Genomic DNA, 23,444 nt, shown 5'->3' with positions numbered 1-23,444 from the left:
GGGCCCGGATGCGGGGAGTCGGTACGGTCTGGGCATGACCACAGCCTTGATCACCGGCGCGACCGCCGGCATCGGAGCCGCCTTCGCCCGCCGCCTGGCCCGCGGCGGCTACCGCCTCGTCCTGGTGGCCCGCGACACCGAGCGGCTGGAGCGCGCCGCCGCCGCCCTGCACGCCCGCTACGGCACCGAGGCGGAGGTGCTGCGCGCCGACCTCGCCACCGAGGAGGGGATCGGCGCCGTCGAGGCCCGGCTCGCCGACGCCGAGCGCCCGGTGGACCTGCTCGTCAACAACGCCGGCTTCGGCAACAAGGGCGCCTTCGGCACCGTCCCGCTCCAGGACGAGCTGGACATGCTCAAGGTGCACATCGAGGCGATCCTGCGGCTGACCGCCGCCGCCCTGCCCGGCATGCGCGAGCGCGGCCGGGGTGCGATCGTCAACGTCGCCTCGGTGGCCGCCTTCCTGCCGCGCGGCACGTACGGGGCGAGCAAGGCCTGGGTGGTCAGCTTCACCCAGGGCGTGCTGCGCGACCTCGGCGGCAGCGGGGTGCGGATGATGGCGCTGTGCCCGGGTTTCACCCGGACGGAGTTCCACGAGCGCGCGGGCATGGGCACGGACAACATCCCCGCCTGGTCCTGGCTCCCGGCGGACCGGGTGGTCGAGGAGGCGCTGCGCGACCTCGGTCGGGGCCGGTCGGTGTCGGTGCCGGGCAAGCGGTACAAGGCCATCGTGGCCCTGGCCCGGCTGCTGCCCTCGGGCGGGCTCGGCGGCCTCTCCAACAAGGCGGCGCGCACCTACCGCACCAACTGAGGCGCCCCGGGGCCGGTCGGGCCGGTCGGGCCGGTCGGGGGCCGGTCGGGCCGGTCGGGCGTACAGGGCGGATCACGACGGGGATCACGACGGGGATCACGACGCGGATCACGGGGGCGGAAATCCCGCGGGGACGGGAATAGAGCATTCCTCATTATTAGCTTGCCTAACTATGAGCTACCCTCGCTATGCTGACCCCGGACCCGCTCCCGGGCCCGCCCGTACGCCCGCTTGCCTGCCCGCCCGCACACCCGACCGACCCCAGGAGGACCGCCCTTGAGGCCCGCCACCGTCAACTGGACCCCGCCCGAACGCGCCGAGGGCGAGGCGCGCCCGCCCGCCCAGTGGCGCCGCATCCTCGCCCTCTTCCGCCCCTACGCCGGCCGCCTCGGCACCGTCGGCCTGCTCGTCGCCGCCTCCGCCGTCGTCTCCGTCGTGACGCCCTTCCTGCTCAAGGCCGTCCTGGACACCGCCATCCCGCAGGGCCGCACCGGGCTGCTCAGCCTGCTCGCCCTCGGCATGGTGCTCGCGGCCGTGGTCAACAGCGTCTTCAGCGTGCTGCAGACCCTGATCTCCACCACCGTCGGCCAGCGCGTCATGCACGACCTGCGCACCGCCGTCTACGGCCACCTCCAGCGCCAGTCCCTCGCCTTCTTCACCCGCACCCGCACCGGCGAGGTGCAGTCCCGCATCGCCAACGACATCGGCGGCATGCAGTCCACGGTGACCTCCACCGCGACCAGCCTGGTCTCCAACTTCACGGCCGTCGTGGCCTCCGTCGTCGCGATGGTCGCCCTGGACTGGCGCCTGACCGTCGTCTCCCTGGTGCTGCTCCCGCTCTTCGTCTGGATCAGCCGCCGCGTCGGCCACGAGCGCAAGAAGATCACCACCGAGCGCCAGAAGCAGCTGGCCGCGATGAGCTCCGCCGTCCAGGAGTCGCTCTCCGTCAGCGGCATCCTGCTGGGCCGCACCATGGGCCGCACCGACTCGCTCGCCCGGGAGTTCACCGCCCAGTCCGACCGGCTCGCCGACCTGGAGGTCCGGGCCAGCATGGCCGGGCGCTGGCGGATGAACACCATCCAGATCGTGATGGCAGCCATGCCCGCCGCGATCTACTGGGCCGCCGGCCTGACCGCCGCCGGGGGAGCGCCGATCGTCTCCGTCGGCACCCTGGTCGCCTTCGTGACCCTCCAGCAGGGCCTCTTCCGCCCGACGGTCAGCCTGCTCTCCACCGGCGTGGACGTGCAGACCTCGCTCGCCCTGTTCCAGCGGATCTTCGAGTACCTCGACCTGCCGGTGGACATCGACGAGCGGCCCGGCGCCGTCACCCTGGAGACGATCCGCGGCGACGTCCGCTTCGAGGCCGTCGACTTCCGCTACGACCCCGGCCAGGAGCGCCCCACCCTCTCCGGCGTCGAACTCTCCGTGCCCGCCGGGGGGTCACTGGCCGTGGTCGGCGAGACCGGCTCCGGCAAGACCACGCTCAGCTACCTGGTGCCCCGGCTGTACGACGTCACCGGCGGCAGGGTCACCATCGACGGGGTGGACGTGCGCGACCTCTCCTTCGACACCCTGGCCCGCGCGGTCGGCGTCGTCTCCCAGGAGACGTACCTCTTCCACGCCTCCGTCGCCGACAACCTGCGCTTCGCCAAGCCGGACGCCACCGACGCCGAACTCGTCGAGGCCGCCCGGGCCGCCCAGATCCACGAGGCGATCGCCGCCCTCCCGGACGGCTACGACACCCTCGTCGGCGAACGCGGCTACCGCTTCTCCGGCGGGGAGAAGCAGCGCCTCGCCCTCGCCCGGACGATCCTGCGCAACCCGCCCGTCCTCATCCTCGACGAGGCCACCAGCGCGCTGGACAACCGCACCGAACGCGCCGTCCAGCAGGCCGTCGACGCCCTCGCCGCCGGGCGGACCACCATCACCATCGCGCACCGGCTCTCCACCGTCCGCGCCGCCGACCAGATCGCCGTGCTCGACCGCGGCGAGGTCGCCGAACTGGGCTCCCACGACGACCTGGTGGCCCTCGACGGACGGTACGCGGCGCTGCTGCGGCGCGAAGTCCCGCAGGCCGCCGAGGTGTTGGGCCACGCGTAACGGCGGTCAGGCCGCCTTCGGCACCTCTCAGGCCGCCTTCGGCACCTCGTTGTAGCGCTCCGCGACCTCCTGGCCGGAGAGCCGCTGGATCGCCGCCATCACCTCGTCCGTCACCTGCCGGCGCGCCTTGAGCGAACGGGCCTGCCCGTGCAGGTCGTCGAAGTGCAGCGGCTCGCCGAAGCGCACCGTCACCTTCTTCAGGCGCGGCACCCGCTTGCCGATCGGCAGGATCTCCTCCGGCCCCTCCAGCGCCACCGGCACCACCGGGACGCCCGCCGTCAGCGCCAGCCAGGCCACGCCCGTCTTGCCCCGGTACAGCCGCCCGTCCAGGGAGCGGGTGCCCTCGGGGTAGATGCCGAAGGCCTTCCCGGCCTCCAGGATCTCCAGCGCCGACTCCAGCGAGGCCTGCGCCGAGCGGTAGGTGCCGCGCTCGACCGGCACCGCGCCGATCGACTCGAAGAACGCCTTGGAGACCCTCCCCTTGAGCCCGGGGGCCTTCCAGTACTCGGCCTTGGCGAGGAAGTGGACCCGCCGCGGCGCCGTCAGCGGGATCACCACGCTGTCGATGAAGGACAGGTGGTTGCTCGCCAGGATCACCCCGCCCTTGCGCGGAACGTTCTCGGCCCCCTCGATGACCGGGCGCCAGATCCCCCGCGACACGGGTTTCAGCACCAGACTGGTGACGAGGTCGAGCATGGGGGTTCCCTCCCTGGACGAACGACCGCCCGGGAGGTGCCCGGGCCCGCGATCAGATCCGCAGACTACGGCACCCACCCCGGCGTGCGTCCACTCCCCGTGACCGTGGCGATCGCCACGGCCGGGTAGGGTACGGCCCGTCCGAACCGAGCACCACCCCGCAGTACCAGGAGGGCACCATGCAGAGCGTCGAGGAGATCAAGGCGCTGTTCGACCGTTTCGACAAGAACGGCGACGGCAAGATCACGGCGGCCGAGTACGCGCTCGCCGCCAACGAGATGGGCGACCACACGGTGACCCTCTCGATGGCCGAGGCGCTGATCCACACGATGGACACCCGGCACCAGGGCTACCTGGACTTCGAGGAGTTCCTGGCCGCCCGCCGCGGCTGAGCACCCCTTCCCGGGGCAGGAGACGGGGCCGGTCGCCGTACCGGCGGCACCGGCCCCGTCCGCCTTTCCCCTCTCGGATTTTCCTCTCGGATTTTCCTCTCGGACCGGTCGGGGTCAGTCCCGCACCGGGAACACCCGGCGCACCACCCGCTCCGCCGCCCCGCCGTCGTCCCAGACGCAGAACGTCGCGCGGAACCGTTCCCGCGCCCGCGGCTCCGGGTCCCCCGCCAGCAGCGCCCGCGCCAGCGCGTCCGCGTCCTGCGTGACCGCCCCCGGGGGCTGCGCGAACAGGTCGAAGTAGACGCCGCGCTCGCGCCGGTACTCCTCCCAGTCCGGGGCGAAGATCACCACCGGCCGGTCCAGCACCGCGAAGTCGAACATCATCGACGAGTAGTCCGTCACCAGCACGTCCGCCGCGAGGTACAGGTCCTCCACCGCCGGGTGCGCCGACACGTCCAGCACCCGCGCCGCGTCCTCACCCGCCGTCAGGTCCCCCGGCCCGCCGGTGTGGAAGTAGTGGGTGCGCACCAGCAGCGTGTAGTGCGGCCCCAGCGTGCGCGCCAGCGCGGCCACGTCCAGCAGCGGCACGTAGCCGCCGCGCGCGCTGCGGTGGGTCGGCGCGTACAGCACCGCCGTCGTGCCCGGGCGCAGCCCGAGCCGCTCGCGCATCGCCCGCACCTCCGTCCGGTCGGCGTTCGCCAGCCGGTCGTTGCGCGGGTACCCGGTGTCCAGCATCTCGTACGAGCCGGGGAAGGCCCGGGCGAAGTGCTCGGTGGTGTGCGGGTTGGGGGAGACGAGGAAGTCCCAGCGGTCCACGGCCTCCTGGAGCCGGTCGAAGTCCATCCCCTCCTCGACGGCCGCCGGGTGGTCGCGCAGGTCCATGCCCATCGCCTTGAGCGGGGTGCCGTGCTGCGTCTGGACGTGCACCGTTCCGGGCCGCTTCGTCATCGTCCGGGGGAAGTTGACGTTGTTGACGAAGTACTTGGCCGTCGCCATCGCCTTGAGGTAGGCGGGGGTGTTGACGAACACGTACGGCACGTCGGGCGGCAGGGTCGCGGCCTGGGCGCGGTTCTCCACCACCCACACCCCCTTGACCCGGGGCGCCAGTTCGCGCGCCTTCTCGTAGATCGCCGCCGGGCTGCAGGCGTAACCCCGGTGCCAGTAGGCGGCGTAGACGGCGAGGTTCTCGTCCAGCGGCAGCCGGCGGAACGCGTTGTACGCCGTGAACCGGGCGCCGCTGCGCACCCCCTTCTTCACGGCGGGCGCCACCGCCCGTGCCCCGCGCCGCAGTTCGCGCGGCAGCCGCCCGGTGCGGCGCAGCTCCGCGTACGCGATCCGCGAGTCGCGCGCCGCCAGCCGGTACTGCACGCCGCGCACCCCGCCGGGGAAGCGGTAGCCCGACGGGCGGTGGCGGGCGAAGTGCTCGGCGACGGAGCGGAAGTAGTCCTTGCGCCGGTCGACGGGCAGCAGCCCGGGGGTGTCGTAGACGTTGAGCGCCTGCTGGACGGTGCGGTCGAAGACCATGGTGCGCAGCTCGTCCGGCACCGGCCGCCCCGGGCGGTCCGGGCGGTCGAGGAAGGCGAAGATCGCCTCGTACTGGGCGAACACCCCGGCGTGCTTGGGGGAGGCCGTCGCGGTGATCGCGCCGGAGCGCCCGCGCCGGTAGTGGTAGCAGGGGCGGTCCAGGTAGCGCAGCCGCCCGGCGGCCAGCAGCGCCGGGTAGGTGACGGAGATGTCCTCGTAGTAGCCGCGGCCGAAGGAGACGCCCAGGCCCTCCAGGAACGCCCGGCGGAACACCTTGTTCCACACCGACATCACGGTGCGCAGCAGCGGCGGGTGCTCGGCCAGGGTGCAGCCCTCGACGAGGGGGGAGCCGGTGAGCACGTGGCGCCAGGGGTTGGGCTCGGTCCCGCCGTCGGGGTAGACGTGGGTGAAGTCGGTGATCAGCACGTCCGCGGGCGTCTCGCGGCGCCGCTCCTGCTCCAGCTCGTCCAGCAGCACGCTCACCGTGCGCTCGGGCACCCAGTCGTCGCTGTCGACGAACCAGACGTAACTGCCGCGCAGGTGCGGCAGGGCGGCGGTGCGGGCGCCGCCGAGGCCCTGGTTCTCGTCGAGGTGCAGGACGCGCAGCCGGCCGTCGCGGGCGGCGTAGGAGTCCAGGATCGCGCCGCAGCCGTCCGGGGAGAGGTCGTCGACCGCGATCACCTCGAAGCGGGTCTCGGCGGCGGGGGTGTCGCCGAGGATCGAGTCGAGGCACTGCGGGAGGAACCGTTCCACGCCGTGGACGGGGAGGACGATGCTGAGGAGGAGGGGGGACACGCCGACCGAGTGTACCGATCCACGCGGTGCCACCTGCGTGGACGTCCGGCTGGGCCTTCGGGACCGGCGGGGCGGGGCCGGTCGGGCGGCGGCCGGGGGCCTTCGGCGGCCCGCGATCCGGAACCGCCGGTGCCGGGCCCCGGAGAGGGGGCGGCACCGGCAGTCGGTCGGCGGTCGGACCGACCCTCACGGCCGACCGCCTGTCCGGGCACCCGACGAGACCGGCCGCCGCAGCGTCGAGGCGGCCTGGCAGTGGCTCGCGGGAGCCGGAGTCCTGCACCGAGTCTTTCACGACTCGAACACGCGCCTGGCCAAGGACGGGCTTCGGCGCGTTGGAAGAGATATTGCTTGGCGCCCGGACGCGAGTCAATCCCTCGATTGTGTTCACTTCATGAAGGATGGGAGGGGGTGCTCACCGTCCCCCGATGATCACTTTGTCGATGTGGCGCTTGTCCCCTATATGGCCAAGCCGACGAGGGGGCGCACCGGCGCACGGAACCGTGCGCCCTCCGCACCCCCGGGCACCGGTGACAGACGGCTGGTCGTGCACCATCATTGATGCCTAGTCGTGACCGGCCGGGGAGCCCCTGGTGCACCGTCAGTTGACGCCGCACGGTACGGTGGCTCCACACCATGGGCGGTTGCGCGAAGGCCGTCCGTCACGGATAGTCTTCGCCTCACGGCCCTGGCGCCTCGTAGGGGTGGGAAAACAGATGGAACAGATGCAAGTGCGGACTCGGCCCCGTGTGCCGGCGATCCAGTGCGGCGTCGGCACGACCGGCCGCCGGATCGACCGACACCTGGCCGTGCTCGGCGCGCCCGCGCTCCCGGTGGTCGACACCGCCGAAGCGCTCGGGCTCATAAGGGAGCTCACCCCGCGCGGCCCGGCCGCCGCGGACGCCCCGCCGGCCCGCCGCCGCCAGATGCGGGTCAAGCTCATGGCCCCGCTGCGCCGCCTGCGGCGCAGCCTCTTCGGCGGCCAGGGCTAGGCAGGGGGCACGGCAGTGCGTACGACGACCCGACGGACCACCCGGTCCGTCGGGTCGTCGGCGTGTCCGGGGCGCGGCGGCCGGGCGGACCAGGGGAGTTGGGCTCCGCCCGCCGGGGTGGGTGAGGATGGCGCCATGGCGGACAACAACCACTCCACCCGGTTCCAGACCGGCACCTTCGAGATCACCACCGGCAGCCGCGAGGTCGCGCTCGACATCACCGACCGGTGCGCCGCGTTCCTCGACGAGCGGGCGGCCGGGCGCGACGGCCTGCTCAACGTGTTCGTCCCGCACGCCACCGCGGGCATCGCCGTCCTGGAGACCGGCTCGGGCAGCGACGACGACCTCCTCGCCGCCCTGCGCGACCTGCTCCCCGCCGACGACCGCTGGCGCCACCGCCACGGCAGCCCCGGCCACGGCCGGGACCACGTGGTGCCCGCGTTCCTCGCCCCGCACGCCACCCTGCCGGTGATCGGCGGACGGCTGGCGCTGGGCGTCTGGCAGTCGGTGGTGTTCGTCGACACCAACGGCGACAACCCGCGCCGCACCCTGCGGCTGTCCTTCCTCGGCTGAGCCTTCAGCCTTCAGCGGACGTGGGCGGCGACGGCGGCGAGGTAGCGCTCGATCGCCAGGTACTGGCACAGCAGCGCCACCGGGCGGCCCAGCCGGGCGTACCAGGCGTCCAGCCGGGAGAACGCGGCGACCTCGAACCACACCTCGCCGTCGCCGTCCATCGACACCAGGAACGACTCCTCCCCGCGCTCCGGGTGCCCCGGGAGCGTCCCGTAGCCGAAGCCGATCCGGTCCGGCCGCTCCACCGTCCACACCACCCGGCAGGGGATCACCAGCCGGGGCAGCCGGGCGCCCGGCAGGCGCAGGCGCAGCAGCACGGTCGCGCCCTCCTCGGCCGGCCCGCCCGGGTGCACCGCGAAGCCCGTGCCGAGCTGCGCTCCCCAGCCGAGCACGTACCGCCCGGCCCGCTCCAGCACGTCGGCCCCGCGCCCCAGGTGCACCCGCCGCCGCAGGTGCGCGTACCCGGGCGGCAGCGGCCCGCCCCGGGTGGCGCCCACCTCGGGGTAGGTGGGTTCGGCGGCGCGGGCGGCGGCGAGCAGGCGGTGCGGGGCGGAGTCCATGCCGACCACGGTAGGACGCGGCCCGCGGCTCCCGCGGGGCGCCCTAGCCGTCCAGCGCGATGGCGTTCTTCGCCCGTTCCACCGACTCCTCGGAGGCCGGGCCGCCCTGGTTCTCCGTGGCCAGCGCCTGGTTGAGCCGGACGAACGGGCGCAGCCGCTCCTCGTACGCGGTGAAGGCGGCGTGGTGGTCGCCGTCGCAACCCGCCAGGGCCTCGGCCAGGACGTGGGCGCCGACCAGGGCGAGGCTGGTGCCCTGCCCGGAGAGCGGGGAGGCGCAGTAGCCCGCGTCGCCGAGCAGCACGGTGCGGCCGAGGGACCAGTGCTCCAGGTGGATCTGCGTCATCGCGTCGCAGTAGAGGTCGCTCGCCCGGGCCAGGGCGTCCCGCATGCGCTCGCCCTCCCAGCGCAGGGCCGTCATGCGGTCGGCGACCATCGCCCGGGCGGCCTCGGGGCCGCGCCGCCCGCGCGGCAGCGGGTCGCCCCCGAAGCCGACGATGATCCGCAGTTCGCTGTTGTCGCGGACGGGGTAGGCGCCGAAGCCGAACTCGCCGTCGCGCAGCCACGTCTGCCAGTCCTCCAGGCCGAGGAAGTTGTCCGCGCTGAACACCGCGAGGTGGCTGCCCAGCGGCGTGGCGAAGTCCTCCTCCGGTCCGAAGACGAGGCGGCGGACGGTGGAGTGCAGCCCGTCCGCGCCGACGAGCAGGTCGAAGCGGCGCGGGTCGTCGTGCTCGAAGCGGGCCAGGACGCCTCGCTCGTCCCGCTCGATCGCGGTGAGCGAGTCACCGAAGCGGAACTCGGCGCCCTCCTCCACCGCCCGGGCGTGCAGGATGCGCACCAGGTCCTCGCGCAGCAGCTCGACGTCGCCGCTGTCGAGCCGTCCGCTGCTGAAGGTGGCCTCGGTGCTGCGGTGGACCTCGGTGCCGTCCCCGTCCAGGACGGACATGCCGCGCATCCGCGTGCGGTGCCCCCGGACGGCCTCCAGCACCCCGAGCCGCTCGACCACCTCCAGGGCGACGCCCCGGACGTCGACGGCCTGCCCGCCGCCGCGCAGGCCGTCGGCCCGCTCCACGACGGTGGGTGCGAAGCCGTGACGGGCGAGCATCGCGGCGAGCGCGCAGCCGGCGACGCCGGCGCCGGAGACGAGGACGGACTTCACGGATGGGACCCCTTGGGATGAGCGGCGGCGCGCGGAGCGCGCCCGTACGGTGTAAGCGCTCTGAATGTACGGCGTACGCGCAGGCCGTCCAAGGTGCTGAGAGGCCTGCTGGACTAGGACAGGCGTGCACCCGGCGACGGTCCCCGCTGGTAGCGTCTGCACTAGGACAGCAGCAGATGAGACCGAGGTCACAGGAGAAGGGAGGGCGGCGCGTGACGCAGCCCCCGTACCGCCGGATCGCCGACGAGATCGCGCGGCGCATCGCCGAGGGCGCCCTCGCCCCGGGCGAGCGGGTGCCCTCGACGCGGCGGATCGCCCGGGAGTGGAACGTCGCCCTCGCGACCGCCACCAAGGTGCTCACCACGCTGCGCCTGGAGGGGCTGGTCGAGAGCCGCCCCCGGGTGGGCACCGTCGTCGCGGCCCGGCCGGCGCGCCCGGCGTCCCCCGAGGCGCCCAGGGCGGCGCACACCGGGGAGCTGACGCGGGAGCGGATCGTCCGGGCCGCGACGGAGATCGCCGACCAGGAGGGGCTGGCCGCGCTGTCCATGCGCAGCGTCGCGGCCCGGCTCGGCGTCGCCGCGATGTCGCCCTATCGACACGTGGCGGGCAAGGAGGACCTCGTCCTGCTGATGGCCGACGCCGCCTTCGCCGAGGAGCGCTACCCGGCCGAGCCGCCGCCCGGCTGGCGCGAGCGGCTGGAGATCGGCGCGCACGCCCTGTGGCGCACCTACCGGCGCCACCCCTGGCTGGCCCAGGTCGGGGCGCTCACCCGCCCGCTGCTGCTGCCCTCGCTGCTCGACCACGCCGAGTGGGCGCTCGGCGCCCTCGACGGCCACGGCCTCGACCCGAGGACCGTCTTCGACCTGCACGTCCTGCTCTACAGCCACGTCCAGGGCCTCGCCGTGCACCTCGAACGCGAGGAGCAGGCCGCGGCCCGCAGCGGGCTCACCGAGGACCAGTGGATGGACCGGCAGGGACCGGTCTTCGCGGCGATCGTCGGGGGCGAGCGGCACCCGGTGTTCGGGCGGATCACCAGGAGCTTCGGCGAGACGGGCTACGACCTCGACCTGGACGCGCTGTTCGCCTTCGGGCTCGGGCCGCTGCTGGACGGGGTCGGGGCGATGATCGCCGCCGCCGGGGGCGGCTTGCCGAAGGGCCGGGCCGGGGAGTAGGAAGGCGGCATGGACGAGGACCCGAAGGTGTGCGACCTGGCCGCCCCCGAGGACGCGGAGGCGGCGCTGCGGCCCGGGGCGGACGGCGCCGGCCCCCGCGCGGACTGCGTGCTGTGCGGGGAGCCGACCGAGTTCCCCGCCGACCGGTCGGGCGGCACGCTGTGCCCGGTCTGCGCCTGGCAGCAGGCGCAGCGGATCGCCTGCTCCGGCTGACCGACCGGGCTTTAGCGGCGGGGCCGGGGCCCCTCAGGCGTCCTCGCGGCCCGCCAGGGCGAGGGTGGAGCCGCGCCGCCCCTTGCGGACCAGGAGCTGGGCGGGGATGCGGCTGCGCAGGTCGGCGACGTGGCTGACGATGCCGACCGCGCGGTCCCGCTCGCGCAGCCCGTCCAGCACGTCCATGACCTCCTCCAGCGACTGCTCGTCCAGCGTGCCGAAGCCCTCGTCGATGAACAGCGTGTCCAGCGGCATGCCGCCCGCCTCGTCCGTCACCACGTCGGCCAGGCCGAGGGCGAGGGAGAGCGAGGCGAAGAAGCCCTCGCCGCCGGAGAGCGTGGCCGTGTCCCGCTCGGTGCCCGTCCAGGCGTCGACCACCCGCAGCGCCAGGCCCGAGCGCTTGTTGCCGCCGCCCCGGTCGTCGCTGTGCACCAGGGTGTAGCGGCCGCCCGACATCCGCACCAGCCGGGCGCTGGCCGCCGCCGCGACCTGTTCCAGCCGGGCCGCCAGGACGTACGACTCCAGGCGCATCCGCAGCCGGTTCTCCGTCGACGTGCCGGCGGCCAGCGCGGAGAGCCGGTTGATCCGCTCGAACCGCTCCAGCGCCGGGCCCAACTCTGCTGCGAGACCGGTCAGTTGGCGGCCGATCCCGGCCAGCGCCGCACAGCGCTCCTCGGCGGCCGACCGGGCGGCGTGCGCCCGGCCGAGGTGATCGGTGGCGGCCGCCAGCGCGGCCCCGGCCCCGGCCGGGTCGGCGGGCTCGAGGGCTGCCGCCTCCGACAGCTCGGGCAGCGCCAGCTCGCGGCGCACGGCGGCGCTCTCCGTACGGTGCCGCTCCAGCCGGGCCTCCAGCCGCTCGCGCTCCTCGCGCGGCAGCAGCACCGCGAGGGCCGCCTCCGCGCCCGGGAAGCCCGCGGCGGCGGCCGCCTTGCCCAGTTCGTCCGTCGCCTCCGCCAGCCGCTCGGAGGCCTGGGCGCCCGCGCGGGCCGCCGTCGCGGCGGCGGCGACCAGCTCGGCCCGGGCGGCCAGGGCCGCCGCGCGCCGCTCCACCGAGGCGGCCTCGCCCCGGGCCGCCGCCACCCTGGCCTCCAGGAGGCCGCGCTCCTCCTCCAGCTTGCGCAGCCGGTCCACGAGGACGGCCGCCCGCTCCTCCGCCCCGCGCAACTCCTCCTGGCGGCGGGTGCGTTCACCCGTCAGCCGGACGGTCTCCCGCTCGACCCGGGCCAGCTCCTCCGCCGCCCGACGGGCCTCGCGGTGCTCGCGCTCCAGCTCGGCGAGGGCGTCGGCGAGCGCCCCGGCTCCCTCCGGCCCGGCCGCGCCGGCGGCAGCCGCCTCGCGCACCCGCAGCGCCGTCAGCGCCTGCTCGGCCTCCTGCCAGGCGCGCTCGGCCCCGTCCCGCACGGCGGCGGCCCGCTCCTCGTCCCCGGCGCTCACCCGGCCGCCGTCGGCGGCCTCGGCGGGCGCCGGGTGCTCCGGCGAGCCGCACACCCGGCAGGCCTCGCCCACGCGCAGCTGCTCGGCCAGCTCCGCCGCCATGCCCGTCAGCCGACGGTCGCGCAGGTCGAGGCAGCGCTCGCGGGCGTCGAGGGCCTCGGTGCGCAGGGTGGCCGCCTGCGGCGCGTCCGCTCCGATGCGCTCGCGCAGGCGGTCGCGCTCCCGGGCGGCGGCCAGGCGGGCGCCCAACTCCTCGCGCCGGGCATCGAGTCGGTCGACCCGGGCGCTCGCCTCCACGGCCCCGGCGCGCTCGGCCTCCAGCCGGAGGAGCTCGCCCTCGAACTCGGCCAGCCAGTCCTGCGCCTCCTCGGCCAGCTCCTCGGCCCGGCGGCGCTCCGCCGTCAGGGAGCTCTCGTCGCGGTCGAGTGCGGCGCAGTGGCGCTCGTCCTCCCGGGCCGCCTCCAGTCGGACCACCTCGGCGCGCAACTCCTGCTCCAGCGCGGCGAGTTCCTCCGGTGAGGCGGAGGTGTCGCCGAGCGCGGCGCGGCACCGGCGCTCGGCCTGCGCCGCGCGGCCGGACGCCTCCGCCGCGCCCTCGCGCAGCCGCAGCGCCGACTCCACGCCGACCGCCCGCAGCGCCTCGGCCAGCCGCAGGCCGTCCCGCTCCGCCGCCGGCTCGAACTCCGCCAGCCGGCGCGCCCGTTGCAGCGCCTCGCCGTGCCGGCGCTGGCGGGAGGCCAGCTCCTCGGCCGACTCGCGCCCGCGCTGGGCGGCGCCCTGGCGCTCCTCGGCGCCCGCCAACGCGGCCCGGGCGACGGCCAGTTGCTCGGCGGCCCCGCTGCGCAGCACCGCCGCCCAGCCCAGCACGCCGGTGACGTCGTCCTGCTCCTCCAGCGGCTCGGCGCCCGGGCCCGCCGCCTGCTCGGCCTTGCTCGCCAAGTCCCGCAGCCGGGCGCGGCCCGACTGCGCGGCCGCCTCCTGCGCGCGCCGCTGCTCGGCCAGCCAGGACTCCACGTGCTGGAAGCGCTCGGTGTCGAACAGCCGCCGCAGCAGCTTGCCGCGCTCCTCGGAGTCGCCCTTCAGGAAGCGCGCGAAGTCGCCCTGGGGGAGCAGCACCACCTGGCAGAACTGGTCCCGGTTCATGCCGATCAGCCGGTGGATCTCCTCCCCGGCCTCCTGGTGCGACTTGCTGACCGCCCGCCAGCCCGGCGCGCCCTCGCCCGCGTCCGGCACCCAGGCGCGCAGCAGCGTCTGCGCCCGCTCGACCGTCGTGCCCGAGCCGACCTTCTTCGGGCGGCGCTGCTCCGGCAGGCGCACGATCTCCAGCCGGCGCCCGCCCAGCGTCAGCTCCAGCCGCACCTCCGTCAGCCGCCCCGGATCGGCGTGGTCGCTGCGCAGCCGGGCCGCGCGGCGGGTGCCCGGCGGCTCGCCGTACAGGGCGAAGCAGACCGCGTCCAGCACGCTGCTCTTGCCGGCGCCCGTCGCGCCGCGCAGCAGGAACAGCCCGCCGGCGGCGAGCGCGTCGAAGTCCACCGTCTCGGTCCCCGCGAACGGGCCGAAGGCGGTGACGGTGAGCCTGTGCAGCCTCATCGCGGCAGCTCCGCCTTCCGCTCGCCGGACTCGCGGACGCTCTCGAAGCCGTCGCGCAGCCAGCCGAGCTCCTCCTCGCCCGGCTCGGCGCCCGGGCGCACGTGCCGCAGGAAGCCCTCGGCGACCTCCAGGTCCGCCCGGCCGCTGACCCGGGCGGCGTAGGAGCGGACGGGCTCCGCCTCGGCGCCCTGCGGGTCGAAGAGCAGCTGCAGGGTGTGGGGGAAGCGGCGGCGCAGCTTCTCCATGGGCTCGGCGGGGCGGACGGCGTCGGTGAGCGTGGCCTGGACCCAGGACTGCTCGTCGCCCGCGTACCGCTCGTCGGTCAGCAGGCCCTCCAGGGTGTCGCGGAGCGTGGCGAGGGCTCTGGGCCGGGGGCAGTCGACCCGCTCGGCGGTGACCTCGCCGTCGGCGGCCAGGTCGACCAGCCACATGGTCTTGCGCTGCCGGGCCTCCGAGAAGGAGTAGGCGAGGGGGGAGCCGCTGTAGCGCAGGCGGGGGGCGAGGGTCTGGCAGCTGTGCAGGTGGCCCAGCGCCGCGTAGTGCACGCCGTCGAAGACGGCCGCGGGCACGGCCGCGACGCCGCCCACCGCGATGTCGCGCTCGCTGTCGCTCGGGGCGCCGCCGGTGACGAAGGCGTGCGCCAGGACCACGGCCCGGGTGCCGGCGGGGCGCTCGGCGAGGTCGGCCCGTACGCGGTCCATCGCGGCGCCGAGGACGGCCGCGTGGCCGCCCTTCGCCAGGCCGAACCGCTCGCGCACCAGCGTCGGCTCCAGGTACGGCAGGCCGTACACGGCGACCGGGCCGTGCGCGTCCTCCAGGACGACGGGCACGGCGCACTCGCCCGGATCCGTCCGCAGGTGGATCCCGGCGCGGCCGATCAGCCCGGCGCCGACGCCCAGACGGCGGGCCGAGTCGTGGTTGCCGCTGATGAAGACCGTGGGCACGCCGAGGGCGGCGAGGCGGTGCAGCACGTCGTCGAACAGCTCCACCGCGTCCAGCCCCGGCAGCGCGCGGTCGTACACGTCCCCGGCGACGAGCACGGCGTCCACGCCCTCGGACCGGACCACCTCCACGAGGTGGTCCAGGAAGGCGCGCTGGGCGTCGTGCAGGCTCTCCCGGTGGAAGGATCGCCCGAGGTGCCAGTCGGAGGTGTGCAGCAGCCGCATGGTCCCCGACCATAGCGCCCGCCACCGACAACCCCACCCACCCCGCTCGCCCCGCCGGGGGCTGCTGCGGGGGCGGGCCGGGGGCTGTTGCCAGGGCGCACCGGTGCCCGGGTTGGGAGCCCGCCGCCCACGGCCTCCAGCCCGGCGGGGAGCCGCGACCGGGCTCGGGGCCGCCGCCCACGGCCCGCCGAGTCCTGCCGCGCCGGGACCGGGCCTCCGCGCCGGCCGGGACCCGCCGCCTCGGAGGGGCGCCCGCTCGTACCGGCCCTCGCGCTGTCCCTCCCGGCGACCGGGGAGGGGCAGCGGAGCAACTGTGTTCCCGTCCGACCTCCCGGGCTCGCAGGCGACGAATCCGGCTCGCCCGCCTCCCGTCCGGGCGGGGACCTCCTCCGGTGCCCCCGGCCCCACCAGCTTTGCCCTGCCGCCCCTCCCGGCCGCCGGGAGGGACAGCGGGGCAACTGGGCTCCTGCCCCGCCTCCCGCGCCGTGCAGAGGACGGGACCCGGCTTGCCCGGCGCCTCCACCGGTCGCGCCGATCCGCAGCACCTCCCGTCCTCGTAGGACCGTGCCGGCCGCGCGGGCGGGGGCCACCAAGCCCACCGGGGTTTCATCTGCCGCCCCTCCCCGCCTCGGGAGGGGCGGCAGGGCACGACGCGCCCGGGCCTGCCCGGGCGAGAGGCGGCGTGCGGCCCCGGGACACTGCCGGCCCTCCGGATCCCCCTGTGCCCTCCCGGCCGCCGGGAGGGCACAGGGCGCGTCGCGTGCTTCGGCTCGTCCGGGCGCGGCCTCGACCGGGAGTCGCTGCCCGGGCCGCCGGGTTGCCGGATGGGGGCCCGGCGCGCTCGGTTTTCCGGCTCGGGCGGGGCGCACGGCCGAGCCCGCTCCCTTCGTCCAGTGGGGGCGCCGCCTCCCTTGTTCGATTACTGGGAGTGGATTGTCAGTGGCTCTGTGTATGTTCCTCGACGTCGGAGGCCCTGTGGGGCGGGGTCGTCGGCGTGGACGGGATCGGTGTCGAACGAACAAGCAGGAGGAAGCATGATCGTGCGGGAGATGTGTTCGGCCGCGGAGGGCGGGCGGTGGCGGGTGCTGCTGGCCGCGAGCGGGGTCGGGGGCGGCTGGGTGTCGGCCGACAGGGCCGGCAGGGCCGGCAGGGCCGACACGGCGGGCTCGGCCGGTGACGGCAGGGCGGCCGGTGGGGCCGGGGCGGGGCGGCGGCGGGACGGGCGGCCGCGGGGTGCGCCGCCGCCGCAGCCGGTGGCGGTCGCGCTGGCGGTCGGGGCGGCCGACTTCGCCGGGCTGGCGCGGTACGGGCTGTTCGGGTCGCTGCGGCACCGGGAGTACCTGCGGCGGGCGGAGCGGCAGTTGCGGGCCCTGCACGGGCAGGGCGTGGAGGTGCACCTGCGGGTGATGGAGGCGGGGGACTACGAGGACTACTGCGACGCCCTCGGCCTCGATCCCCGGCTGCCCGCCGCGCGGGTCGCGTACGCGGGCGATCCGGAGCTCGCCGGGGAGCCGTTCGTCTACGCGGGCGAGGGGCTGGCCGAGCTGGCCCCGGCCCTGCTGGACGACCACCGGGCGCGGGTGCGGATGTCCGTGGCCTGCGCGGCCCTGCTGGACGCGATCGGCGACGACCTGGCCGGGCAGCGCCGGCTGGCGGCGGTGATGCGGTACGCGACGGCCGTCTACCTCGCGCTGGGCGAGGGGGCGGGGGAGGGGTGCCACCTGCTGACGCTGCGATGTCAGGGCCCCGAGGAGGGGGAGGAGCTGACGTCCGCGGTGGACGTCCGTGTCGAGGCGGGGGCCGTGCACCCCGCCGGGCGGGACGCCGAGGCGTTCTGCGTGACGCTCGCGGCGGGCCTGGCCGCGGGCGGCGCGGGCGCGGTGCTGCTGCACGGCGATCCGTCGACGGGGCCGCTGGTGCTCGGCTGGGCGCTGACCGGAGGCCGGCTGCGGCCGATGACGGCCCACGAGGTGTTCGACGAGATGGCCGACGACGCCGAGCGGGGGCTGCCGTTCCCGCCGGGCATGGTGCCGCGACCGGGCTTCCCGCTGCCGGGCCCGCCGGGCCCCGTGCTCCCCGGCCCACGGGACGGGGGTGAGCCCCTGGGCTGAGCGGTCACGAGGAGGGCGCTCACGGGCTCCGCGTCCGCCGCCGTCCGCCATGCGGCGCTGGGGACTGTTCATCGACCGCCTGTTCGGGGAAGATTCGGAGAAGATCAACAGCAGGAGCGCGCGGTGCCCCACGCCGCCGCTCCGGCCGCTCCGCTCCGTACCGAGCCCCGCAGGTCGACCCCTCGCGCCACCGGTCCGGCGAGCCCGACACCGAGAGGGGGACGCATGAGCGAGCGGCGTCGGCTCACCGCGGGACGGCGCGCCACCAGGGCGTGCGCCGTCGGAGCGTGCATGCGGGCGGGTGCCCGGGCCGGTCGGTCGGCGTCCTCTCGATCGGTGTCCTCCCGGTCGGAGGCCAGCAGAGGAGCGGGCTCATGAGCCCGATCGAGTACAGCGCCGAGGTCGCCGCGCTCCTCGGCCGGGTGCGCCGGCGGCCCACGGCGGGCTGGCCGTGGCGCCCGGGCGAGCAGGTGCCCGAGGGGCTGCCGGTCAAGCAGTCCTGGGGCTGGCTGTTCGCGCCGGACGGGCGGGTGCTGACGCTGGTCAACCCCCGGGACGGGATCTGCTCGCTGCCCGGCGGCTCGCTGGAGCCGGAGGACGCGGGCGGTCCGGGCGCGGCCCTGGCCAGGGAGGCGGCCGAGGAGGCGCAGGCCGTCATCGGCCGGCCGTACTACCTCGGCTACCTCTACGACCGGGTCGGGTCGGCCAACGGCGGGCACGAGTGCGCGCGGGTGCGGATGGCGGCGGCGCTGCGCTCGGTCGGCCCGAGCGCGCCCGACCCCGCCTCGGGCCGGCACTACCGGCGGCTGCTGGTCGCGCCGGGGCTGGCGGTCGAGCTGCTGGGCTGGGGCCTGCCCGGGCTGCGCCAGGCGAGGGCGGCGGTCGCCACCGCCGTCCAGCGCCTCGGCGTGCCCGCGGCGGCGAACGAGGCGATCGAGGAGCTGCCCGCGGAGGGCTGCGCCGTCTTCCCCGGGCCGGGGTTCCGGGGCGCCTGCTAGCCGGGGAGCACGCCTCCCCGCGCCTGCGCACGTGCCTCCCCGCGCCTCCCCGCGCCTGCGCACGTGCCTCCCCGCGCCTCTCCGCGCCTGCGCACGTGCCTTCGCGCGCCCACCCGCCACGGCGCGGGAACTGACGGAGGGTTGGCCTCCACCCGGCGTGCGGTTGACCTCCCGCTGACGGTTCGCTGACGGCCCGCCGGATTCTCATCTACGCGCGATGACCGATGCGCGTCGGCGTACACCGGCGCTGAGCTGCGCCGATGGGCGCCCCGTGGCGCGGGGTTCACTTCCCCGTTGTTCGACGGCCCGTCAATATCCTTGGCATGACCGCTTCCCGCGCTACCCACCTCCTGCTATCACTTCTGTGACCCGTGTCACTGTCAAGGAGGTGTCATGTTCCGCCCATCCCGCGCCATGTCCGTCACCGCCATAGCGGCAACCCTCACCATGACGACGCTGTTCGCCGCCTCGGAGGCGAACGCGGCCGGTGCCAACTACGTGGCGCTCGGCGACTCGTACTCCGCCGGTGTCGGTGCCGGCAGCTACCTGAGCGACAGCGGCAGCTGCAAGCGGAGCACCAACGCCTACGCGTACCTGTGGAAGAACGCGCACGCGCCGTCCTCGTTCAAGTTCGTGGCCTGTTCCGGCGCCAGAACCGGTGACGTCCTCAACAACCAGATCTCCGCGCTGAGTTCCAGCACCACGCTGGTCAGCATCACCATCGGGGGCAACGACACCGGCTTCTCCAGCACCATGCAGACCTGCGTGCTCGGCTCGGACGACGACTGCCTCAACGCGGTCGGCAACGCCGAGGACTACGCCCGCAACACCCTGCCCGGCCAGCTCGACCAGGTGTACTCCGCGATCCGCGCCAAGGCGCCGAACGCCCACGTCGTGGTGCTCGGCTACCCGCACCTGTACAAGGTCGGCGGCAGCTGCATCTTCGGCATCGGCGACACCAAGCGGTCCGCGATCAACGAGGCCGCCGACACGCTGGACGGGGTCATCGCCAAGGAGGTCGCCAACGCCGGCTTCACCTTCGGCGACGTGCGCGGCATCTTCGCCGAGCACGAGATCTGCGGCTCGCAGACCACCTGGCTGCACAGCACCACCCTCCCGGTGGACGAGAGCTACCACCCGAAGGCCTCCGGCCAGGCGGGCGGCTACCTCCCGGTGTTCTCCCGCTCCTGAGGCGGGCTCCGTGAGCAGCAGCCGGACGTGACGTGCCGCCGGCCCCTCCCCCTGCGGAGGGGCCGGCGGCACCCGCCGTTGCGGGGCCGTCGGCCCCGTACGGAGCGGGAAGGGCACGGCCGGCTCCGGCCGTTCCGGGACGACGGCGGGCGGCCACTCCCGCCGCTCGCCCCTGATCGGGCCGCTCGCCGCGAGCGCCCGGCGTCGGATCAGGGCGGCGGAGTGGGCGCTCATCGCGCGTCGCGCCCTCGCGAAAGCGCTCGCCCGGCCATCGGCCGTGCCACTACGCTCCGTCCGTCGCCGCACGCCCCCTGTCGGAGCAGTGCCGTGGACGGCCTGTCAGTGCGCCGCCGGGAGAAGGGGAGAGGGCCCGCCGTGGAACGGATCGTCGACCTCGACCTGGCCGCCGCCCGGATCGCCGTCCTGGTGCCGGGGTGGCGCGCGGCGGGGCCGGCGGTGTCCGGGCCGACCTGGCGCGACGCGGCCGCCTCCTGGCCGGCCCCGCTGCTCACCGACCGCGCCCTGGCCGCCGATCCGGACTCGGTGGGCCTGGTGGTCGAGGACCCGCGCACGGGCAGCGTGCTCCAGGCGGTGCTGTTCCGGGGCGGCTGGGCGGACGTGGAGGGCCTGCTCGTCCACGGGGAGCGGGACGCCGAGGTCGTCGTGTTCCCCGCGAACGGCATCACCGGCGAGGCCGACTTCGCCGCCCGCCTGAGCGGCTGGGCGGCGGAGGTGTTCCGCCTCTGACCGGGACCGGGACCGCGACCGGGACCGGAGCCGGGAGCGTGCCCCGGTCGGAGGGCGGAGCCGGTCAGCGCAGGTAGTCGGCGATCCCGGCGGGCTTGAGCCCGGCCGCGTCGGCGGCGGCGAGGGCGCGCGGCAGGTCGGTGGCCAGGGTGTCCGTCCAGTGCATCAGCACGACGTCGCCGGGCTGCAGCAGCCCCGGGTGCCAGATGTTGGAGGCGCCCCAGCTGAAGTCGGCGTCGGCGGTGAGCACGGTGCGCATGCCGCAGTTGGCCGCCGCCTGGAGGGTGTCGGCGTTCCAGGCGAAGAACGGCGGGCGGAAGACGACGGGCGCGGTGCCGAAGAGCCGGGTCAGGGAGTCGCGGGCGTCGCAGATCTCCAGCTGCTGCTGGTCCAGCGGCAGCTTGCTGAGGTCGGAGTGGGAGACGCTGTGGTCCTGGATCGAGGAGCCCGGCACCGAGGTGACCCGCTGGAAGAAGGACGGGTCGGCGGCGGCCGCCATCGGCAGCGGGAACGCGGTGATCGGCAGGTGGTGGTCGGCGATGAACTTCTCCGCCTCCGGGGTGCGCTGCCAGCCGTCGTCGACGGTGAAGAAGACCACCTTGTCGCTGGTCCGGATCGACTGGGCGGCCGTGGCGGGGGCGGGCGCGGGGCCGTCCACGTGGACGTCGTCGACCGAGAACGGGCCCTGCTGGTACCAGCCGTGGACGTACAGCCGGACGCTGCGGGCGTTCGGGCCGGTGGTGAAGCGGGTGGTGAGCTGCTGCCACGCGCCGTTGGTGGTCTCCGTCCAGGCGGGGGCGACGTCCTTGCCGGTGCCGGTGGCGCCGAGGTAGACGAAGCTGCCGCGCACCCAGGCGGAGGCCGTGTAGGTGGTGTTGGGCTGGACGGAGACGGTCTGGGCGCACTCGCCGGTGGAGTCGGCGTTGGCCGGGGTGACGGTCAGCGAGGAGGTGCCGGAGTGCGGGGCGGTGGTGGTGACGGCCGCCTCGGCGGGGCCGCCGGTGCAGCTCCAGCCGGGGATGCTGCCCCAGTCGGCGAGGTTGGGCGAGGCCAGCTCGAACCCGGGGTTGGTCGCCAGGTTGACGACCGGCGCCCCGGGAACAGCGGCGGGAGCGGCGGAGGCGGCCGGGGCGGCGACGGCGGTCAGCAGCGTGACGGAGGCGGCCAGCGCGGACAGGCGCGTGGACATGGACACGTGAGGACTCCCTGCGTGTGGGGGACGCGCCCGTGGGGGAGCGCGGTGAAGGAGTGAAGGGGAACGGAGAGAAACAATGGACTGGACCAATCCGCCCGTCAAGGGAACGCCGGGTGAACCCGCCCGGCCCCGGCGCCGCCGAGCAGGCCGGATCAACGATCGTTCCGTACAAGGAGACAGACGGATGGTCAGGGGGCGTACAGTTCCTCGATGTCCGCCGCGTGGTGCTGCTCGATCACCGACCGGCGCAGCTTGAGCGAGGGCGTCAGCATCCCCTGCTCCACGCTGAACTCCCGTGGCAGCAGCCGGAACGCGCGGATCGACTCGGCCCGCGACACCGCCGCGTTCGCGGCCCCCACGGCGCGCTGGATCTCCGTGTGCAGCTCGTCGTCCGCGAGCGCCGCCCAGGTGTCCAGCTGCTCGCGCCCGTGCGTCTTCAGCCAGTGCGCCAGCGCGCCCGGGTCGAGGGTGATCAGCGCCGCCACGTACGGGCGGTCGTCGCCCACGACCAGGCACTGGGAGACCAGCGGGTGCGCCGTGACGCGCTCCTCCAGGGCGGCGGGCGCGAGGTTCTTGCCGCTGCTGGTGACGATCAGGTCCTTCTTGCGGCCGGTGATGCTGAGGTAGCCGTCCTCGTCGAGGCGGCCGAGGTCCCCCGTGGCGAACCAGCCGTCGACGAGCGCCTCGGCCGTGCAGCGGGGGTGGTTGAGGTAGCCGCCGAAGACCATCGGGCCGCGCACCCACACCTCGCCGTCGTCGGCCAGCAGCACCGTGCAGCCCGGCAGCGGCCGCCCGACGGTGCCGAGCTTCTGCCGCCGGGCCGGGTTGGCGGTGACCGCGGCGGCGGTCTCGGTCAGCCCGAAGCCCTCGTACAGCTGCAGGCCGGCGCCGGTGAAGAACAGGCCCGTCTCGCGGCGCAGCGTCGAGCCGCCGCACATCACGGTGCGCAGCCGCCCGCCCAGCGCGGCGCGGATCCTCGGGTAGACGGTGCGCTCGTACGCGAGGTGGCGCAGCCGCAGGGCGGCGCCGGGGCCGGGGCCGCGCCCGAAGGCCCGGCGCTCCCGGGCGGCGGCCCAGTCGACGGCCACCTGCCGGGCCTGCTCGAAGAGTTCGCCGCGCCCGGCGTCCTCGGCGGCCTCCCGGGCGCGCTGGAAGACCTTCTCCAGGACGTACGGGACGGCGTTGAGGAAGGTCGGCCGGAAGGAGGCGAGCGCGGGCATCAGCGCGTCGGCGGAGACGTCCGGGACGTGCCCGATCCGGAAGCCGCCGCGCACGGCCGCGACCTGCACGGCCCGCCCGTACACGTGGGCCAGCGGTAGGAACAGCAGGGTGCAGGGCTGCTCGCCGTACGTCTCGCGCAGCACCTCGCCCCACCCGGCGAGCAGGGCGTCGGCCTCGGCGGCCAGGTTGGCGTGGGTGATCAGGCAGCCCTTGGGGCGGCCGGTGGTGCCGGAGGTGTAGACGACGGTGGCGACGTTGCCGGGGGCGACGCCCAGGCGCTGGCGGTGCACCAGGGAGTCGGGAACGCCGTGGCCGTCCTCGACGATCGCGCCCACGCAGTCGCGGTCCAGCTGCCAGATGCCGGTCAGGTCGGGCAGCGCGTCGCAGACCGCGCCGACCGTCATCGCGGCGTCCTCGTCCTCGACCAGGCAGGCCACCGCCTGGGTCTCGGCGAGTATCCAGCGCACCTGCTCGGGCGCCGAGGTGGGGTAGATCGGGACGGTGATCGCGCCGATCGACCAGAGCGCGTAGTCGAAGAGCGTCCACTCGTAGCGGGTGCGGGCCATCAGCGCGACCCGGTCGCCGTAGCGCACGCCCCGGGTCAGCAGGCCCTTGGCGAGGGCGAGGACCTCGTCGCGGAACTCCCGGGCGGTGACGTCCCGCCAGGTGCCGTCCGGGCCGGGCCGGGAGGCCTGGACGAGGGCGGGGTGGCGGTCGGCGGTGTCGTACAGGGTGTCGGCGAGTCCACCGGTGGCCTCGGGCCCGGCCGGGGCGGGGGTGGTGAACTCGCGCACGGTCCTCCTCGGTTCGCGG

The 23,444-nt window shown here is 75.4% G+C and carries 19 protein-coding genes; 11 read left to right on the top strand and 8 right to left on the bottom strand.

The features are described 5' to 3' along the window. Nucleotides 1–34 precede the first annotated feature (34 nt). The gene (locus ACIRRS_RS02340; protein ID WP_402963676.1) at nucleotides 35–808 is read left to right on the top strand and encodes an SDR family NAD(P)-dependent oxidoreductase; all 774 of its coding nucleotides are present in this window, start codon (nucleotides 35–37) and stop codon (nucleotides 806–808) included. Between the two features lie 276 nt (nucleotides 809–1,084). Beyond that, nucleotides 1,085–2,908 (top strand): ABC transporter ATP-binding protein, encoded by a 1,824-nt coding sequence (locus ACIRRS_RS02335; RefSeq protein WP_402963673.1) that lies wholly within the window; start codon nucleotides 1,085–1,087, stop codon nucleotides 2,906–2,908. 27 nt (nucleotides 2,909–2,935) lie between these two features. Here ACIRRS_RS02335 and ACIRRS_RS02330 read toward each other — a convergent pair whose 3' ends face one another. Then, on the bottom strand, nucleotides 2,936–3,604 hold the full coding sequence (locus ACIRRS_RS02330; protein ID WP_402963670.1) for a lysophospholipid acyltransferase family protein: 669 nt from the start codon (nucleotides 3,602–3,604) through the stop codon (nucleotides 2,936–2,938). Between the two features lie 179 nt (nucleotides 3,605–3,783). On the opposite strand from ACIRRS_RS02330, the gene ACIRRS_RS02325 reads away from it, so the two are divergent. Further along, nucleotides 3,784–3,996 (top strand): EF-hand domain-containing protein, encoded by a 213-nt coding sequence (locus ACIRRS_RS02325; RefSeq protein ID WP_402963667.1) that lies wholly within the window; start codon nucleotides 3,784–3,786, stop codon nucleotides 3,994–3,996. 114 nt (nucleotides 3,997–4,110) lie between these two features. On the opposite strand, the gene ACIRRS_RS02320 is transcribed toward ACIRRS_RS02325, so the two are convergent. Beyond that, nucleotides 4,111–6,315 carry a CDP-glycerol glycerophosphotransferase family protein gene (locus ACIRRS_RS02320; protein ID WP_402963664.1) on the bottom strand — a complete coding sequence of 735 codons (2,205 nt, stop codon included), beginning with the start codon at nucleotides 6,313–6,315 and terminating at the stop codon, nucleotides 4,111–4,113. 713 nt (nucleotides 6,316–7,028) lie between these two features. Here ACIRRS_RS02320 and ACIRRS_RS02315 point away from each other — a divergent pair. Beyond that, nucleotides 7,029–7,304: a hypothetical protein gene (locus tag ACIRRS_RS02315; RefSeq protein ID WP_402963661.1), complete on the top strand. Its 276-nt coding sequence runs from the start codon at nucleotides 7,029–7,031 to the stop codon at nucleotides 7,302–7,304. A 135-nt stretch (nucleotides 7,305–7,439) separates the two neighbouring features. Next, nucleotides 7,440–7,877: a YjbQ family protein gene (locus tag ACIRRS_RS02310; RefSeq protein ID WP_402963658.1), complete on the top strand. Its 438-nt coding sequence runs from the start codon at nucleotides 7,440–7,442 to the stop codon at nucleotides 7,875–7,877. Between the two features lie 11 nt (nucleotides 7,878–7,888). Here ACIRRS_RS02310 and ACIRRS_RS02305 read toward each other — a convergent pair whose 3' ends face one another. Both ACIRRS_RS02305 and ACIRRS_RS02300 read right to left on the bottom strand, forming a co-directional pair. Further along, entirely contained in the window at nucleotides 7,889–8,437 is a 549-nt protein-coding gene (locus tag ACIRRS_RS02305) for a DUF1990 family protein (RefSeq protein WP_402963655.1), read from the bottom strand. A 43-nt stretch (nucleotides 8,438–8,480) separates the two neighbouring features. Next, on the bottom strand, nucleotides 8,481–9,593 hold the full coding sequence (locus tag ACIRRS_RS02300; protein WP_402963652.1) for an FAD-dependent monooxygenase: 1,113 nt from the start codon (nucleotides 9,591–9,593) through the stop codon (nucleotides 8,481–8,483). 176 nt (nucleotides 9,594–9,769) lie between these two features. Here ACIRRS_RS02300 and ACIRRS_RS02295 point away from each other — a divergent pair, with 176 nt between their 5' ends. Together ACIRRS_RS02295 and ACIRRS_RS02290 are read left to right on the top strand one after the other, a co-directional pair. Next, the gene (locus ACIRRS_RS02295) at nucleotides 9,770–10,765 is read left to right on the top strand and encodes a TetR/AcrR family transcriptional regulator C-terminal domain-containing protein (protein ID WP_402963649.1); all 996 of its coding nucleotides are present in this window, start codon (nucleotides 9,770–9,772) and stop codon (nucleotides 10,763–10,765) included. 9 nt (nucleotides 10,766–10,774) lie between these two features. Further along, on the top strand, nucleotides 10,775–10,978 hold the full coding sequence (locus ACIRRS_RS02290) for a hypothetical protein (RefSeq protein WP_402963646.1): 204 nt from the start codon (nucleotides 10,775–10,777) through the stop codon (nucleotides 10,976–10,978). Between the two features lie 33 nt (nucleotides 10,979–11,011). Here the strand turns inward: ACIRRS_RS02290 and ACIRRS_RS02285 are convergent, their stop codons facing one another. Both ACIRRS_RS02285 and ACIRRS_RS02280 read right to left on the bottom strand, forming a co-directional pair. Beyond that, entirely contained in the window at nucleotides 11,012–14,002 is a 2,991-nt protein-coding gene (locus ACIRRS_RS02285; RefSeq protein ID WP_402963643.1) for an AAA family ATPase, read from the bottom strand. Then, on the bottom strand, nucleotides 13,999–15,168 hold the full coding sequence (locus ACIRRS_RS02280; protein ID WP_402963640.1) for an exonuclease SbcCD subunit D: 1,170 nt from the start codon (nucleotides 15,166–15,168) through the stop codon (nucleotides 13,999–14,001). Before ACIRRS_RS02280 ends, ACIRRS_RS02285 begins: the two co-directional genes overlap by 4 nt. Before the next feature lie 1,034 nt (nucleotides 15,169–16,202). Between ACIRRS_RS02280 and ACIRRS_RS02275 the strand changes: the two genes are divergently transcribed. The 4 genes from ACIRRS_RS02275 to ACIRRS_RS02260 all read left to right on the top strand — a co-directional run bounded on the left by ACIRRS_RS02275 (nucleotide 16,203) and on the right by ACIRRS_RS02260 (nucleotide 20,215). Continuing rightward, nucleotides 16,203–17,279 (top strand): hypothetical protein, encoded by a 1,077-nt coding sequence (locus ACIRRS_RS02275; RefSeq protein ID WP_402963637.1) that lies wholly within the window; start codon nucleotides 16,203–16,205, stop codon nucleotides 17,277–17,279. Nucleotides 17,280–17,653: 374 nt separating this feature from the next. After that, nucleotides 17,654–18,277, top strand: a complete 624-nt coding sequence (locus ACIRRS_RS02270; RefSeq protein WP_402963634.1) for a hypothetical protein — start codon at nucleotides 17,654–17,656, stop codon at nucleotides 18,275–18,277. 393 nt (nucleotides 18,278–18,670) lie between these two features. Further along, nucleotides 18,671–19,468 carry an SGNH/GDSL hydrolase family protein gene (locus ACIRRS_RS02265; RefSeq protein ID WP_402963631.1) on the top strand — a complete coding sequence of 266 codons (798 nt, stop codon included), beginning with the start codon at nucleotides 18,671–18,673 and terminating at the stop codon, nucleotides 19,466–19,468. 375 nt (nucleotides 19,469–19,843) lie between these two features. Then, on the top strand, nucleotides 19,844–20,215 hold the full coding sequence (locus ACIRRS_RS02260) for a hypothetical protein (protein WP_402963628.1): 372 nt from the start codon (nucleotides 19,844–19,846) through the stop codon (nucleotides 20,213–20,215). A 64-nt stretch (nucleotides 20,216–20,279) separates the two neighbouring features. Here ACIRRS_RS02260 and ACIRRS_RS02255 read toward each other — a convergent pair whose 3' ends face one another. Then, the gene (locus ACIRRS_RS02255; RefSeq protein WP_402964650.1) at nucleotides 20,280–21,404 is read right to left on the bottom strand and encodes a polysaccharide deacetylase family protein; all 1,125 of its coding nucleotides are present in this window, start codon (nucleotides 21,402–21,404) and stop codon (nucleotides 20,280–20,282) included. Between the two features lie 194 nt (nucleotides 21,405–21,598). Beyond that, nucleotides 21,599–23,425, bottom strand: a complete 1,827-nt coding sequence (locus ACIRRS_RS02250; RefSeq protein ID WP_402963625.1) for an AMP-dependent synthetase/ligase — start codon at nucleotides 23,423–23,425, stop codon at nucleotides 21,599–21,601. Nucleotides 23,426–23,444: the final 19 nt, after the last annotated feature.

Source organism: Kitasatospora sp. NPDC101183, from assembly GCF_044767945.1.
Lineage (GTDB): Bacteria > Actinomycetota > Actinomycetes > Streptomycetales > Streptomycetaceae > Kitasatospora.
The sequence above is the reverse complement of the archived record's forward strand: the minus strand, read 5'-3'. Positions and strand labels throughout refer to the sequence as shown.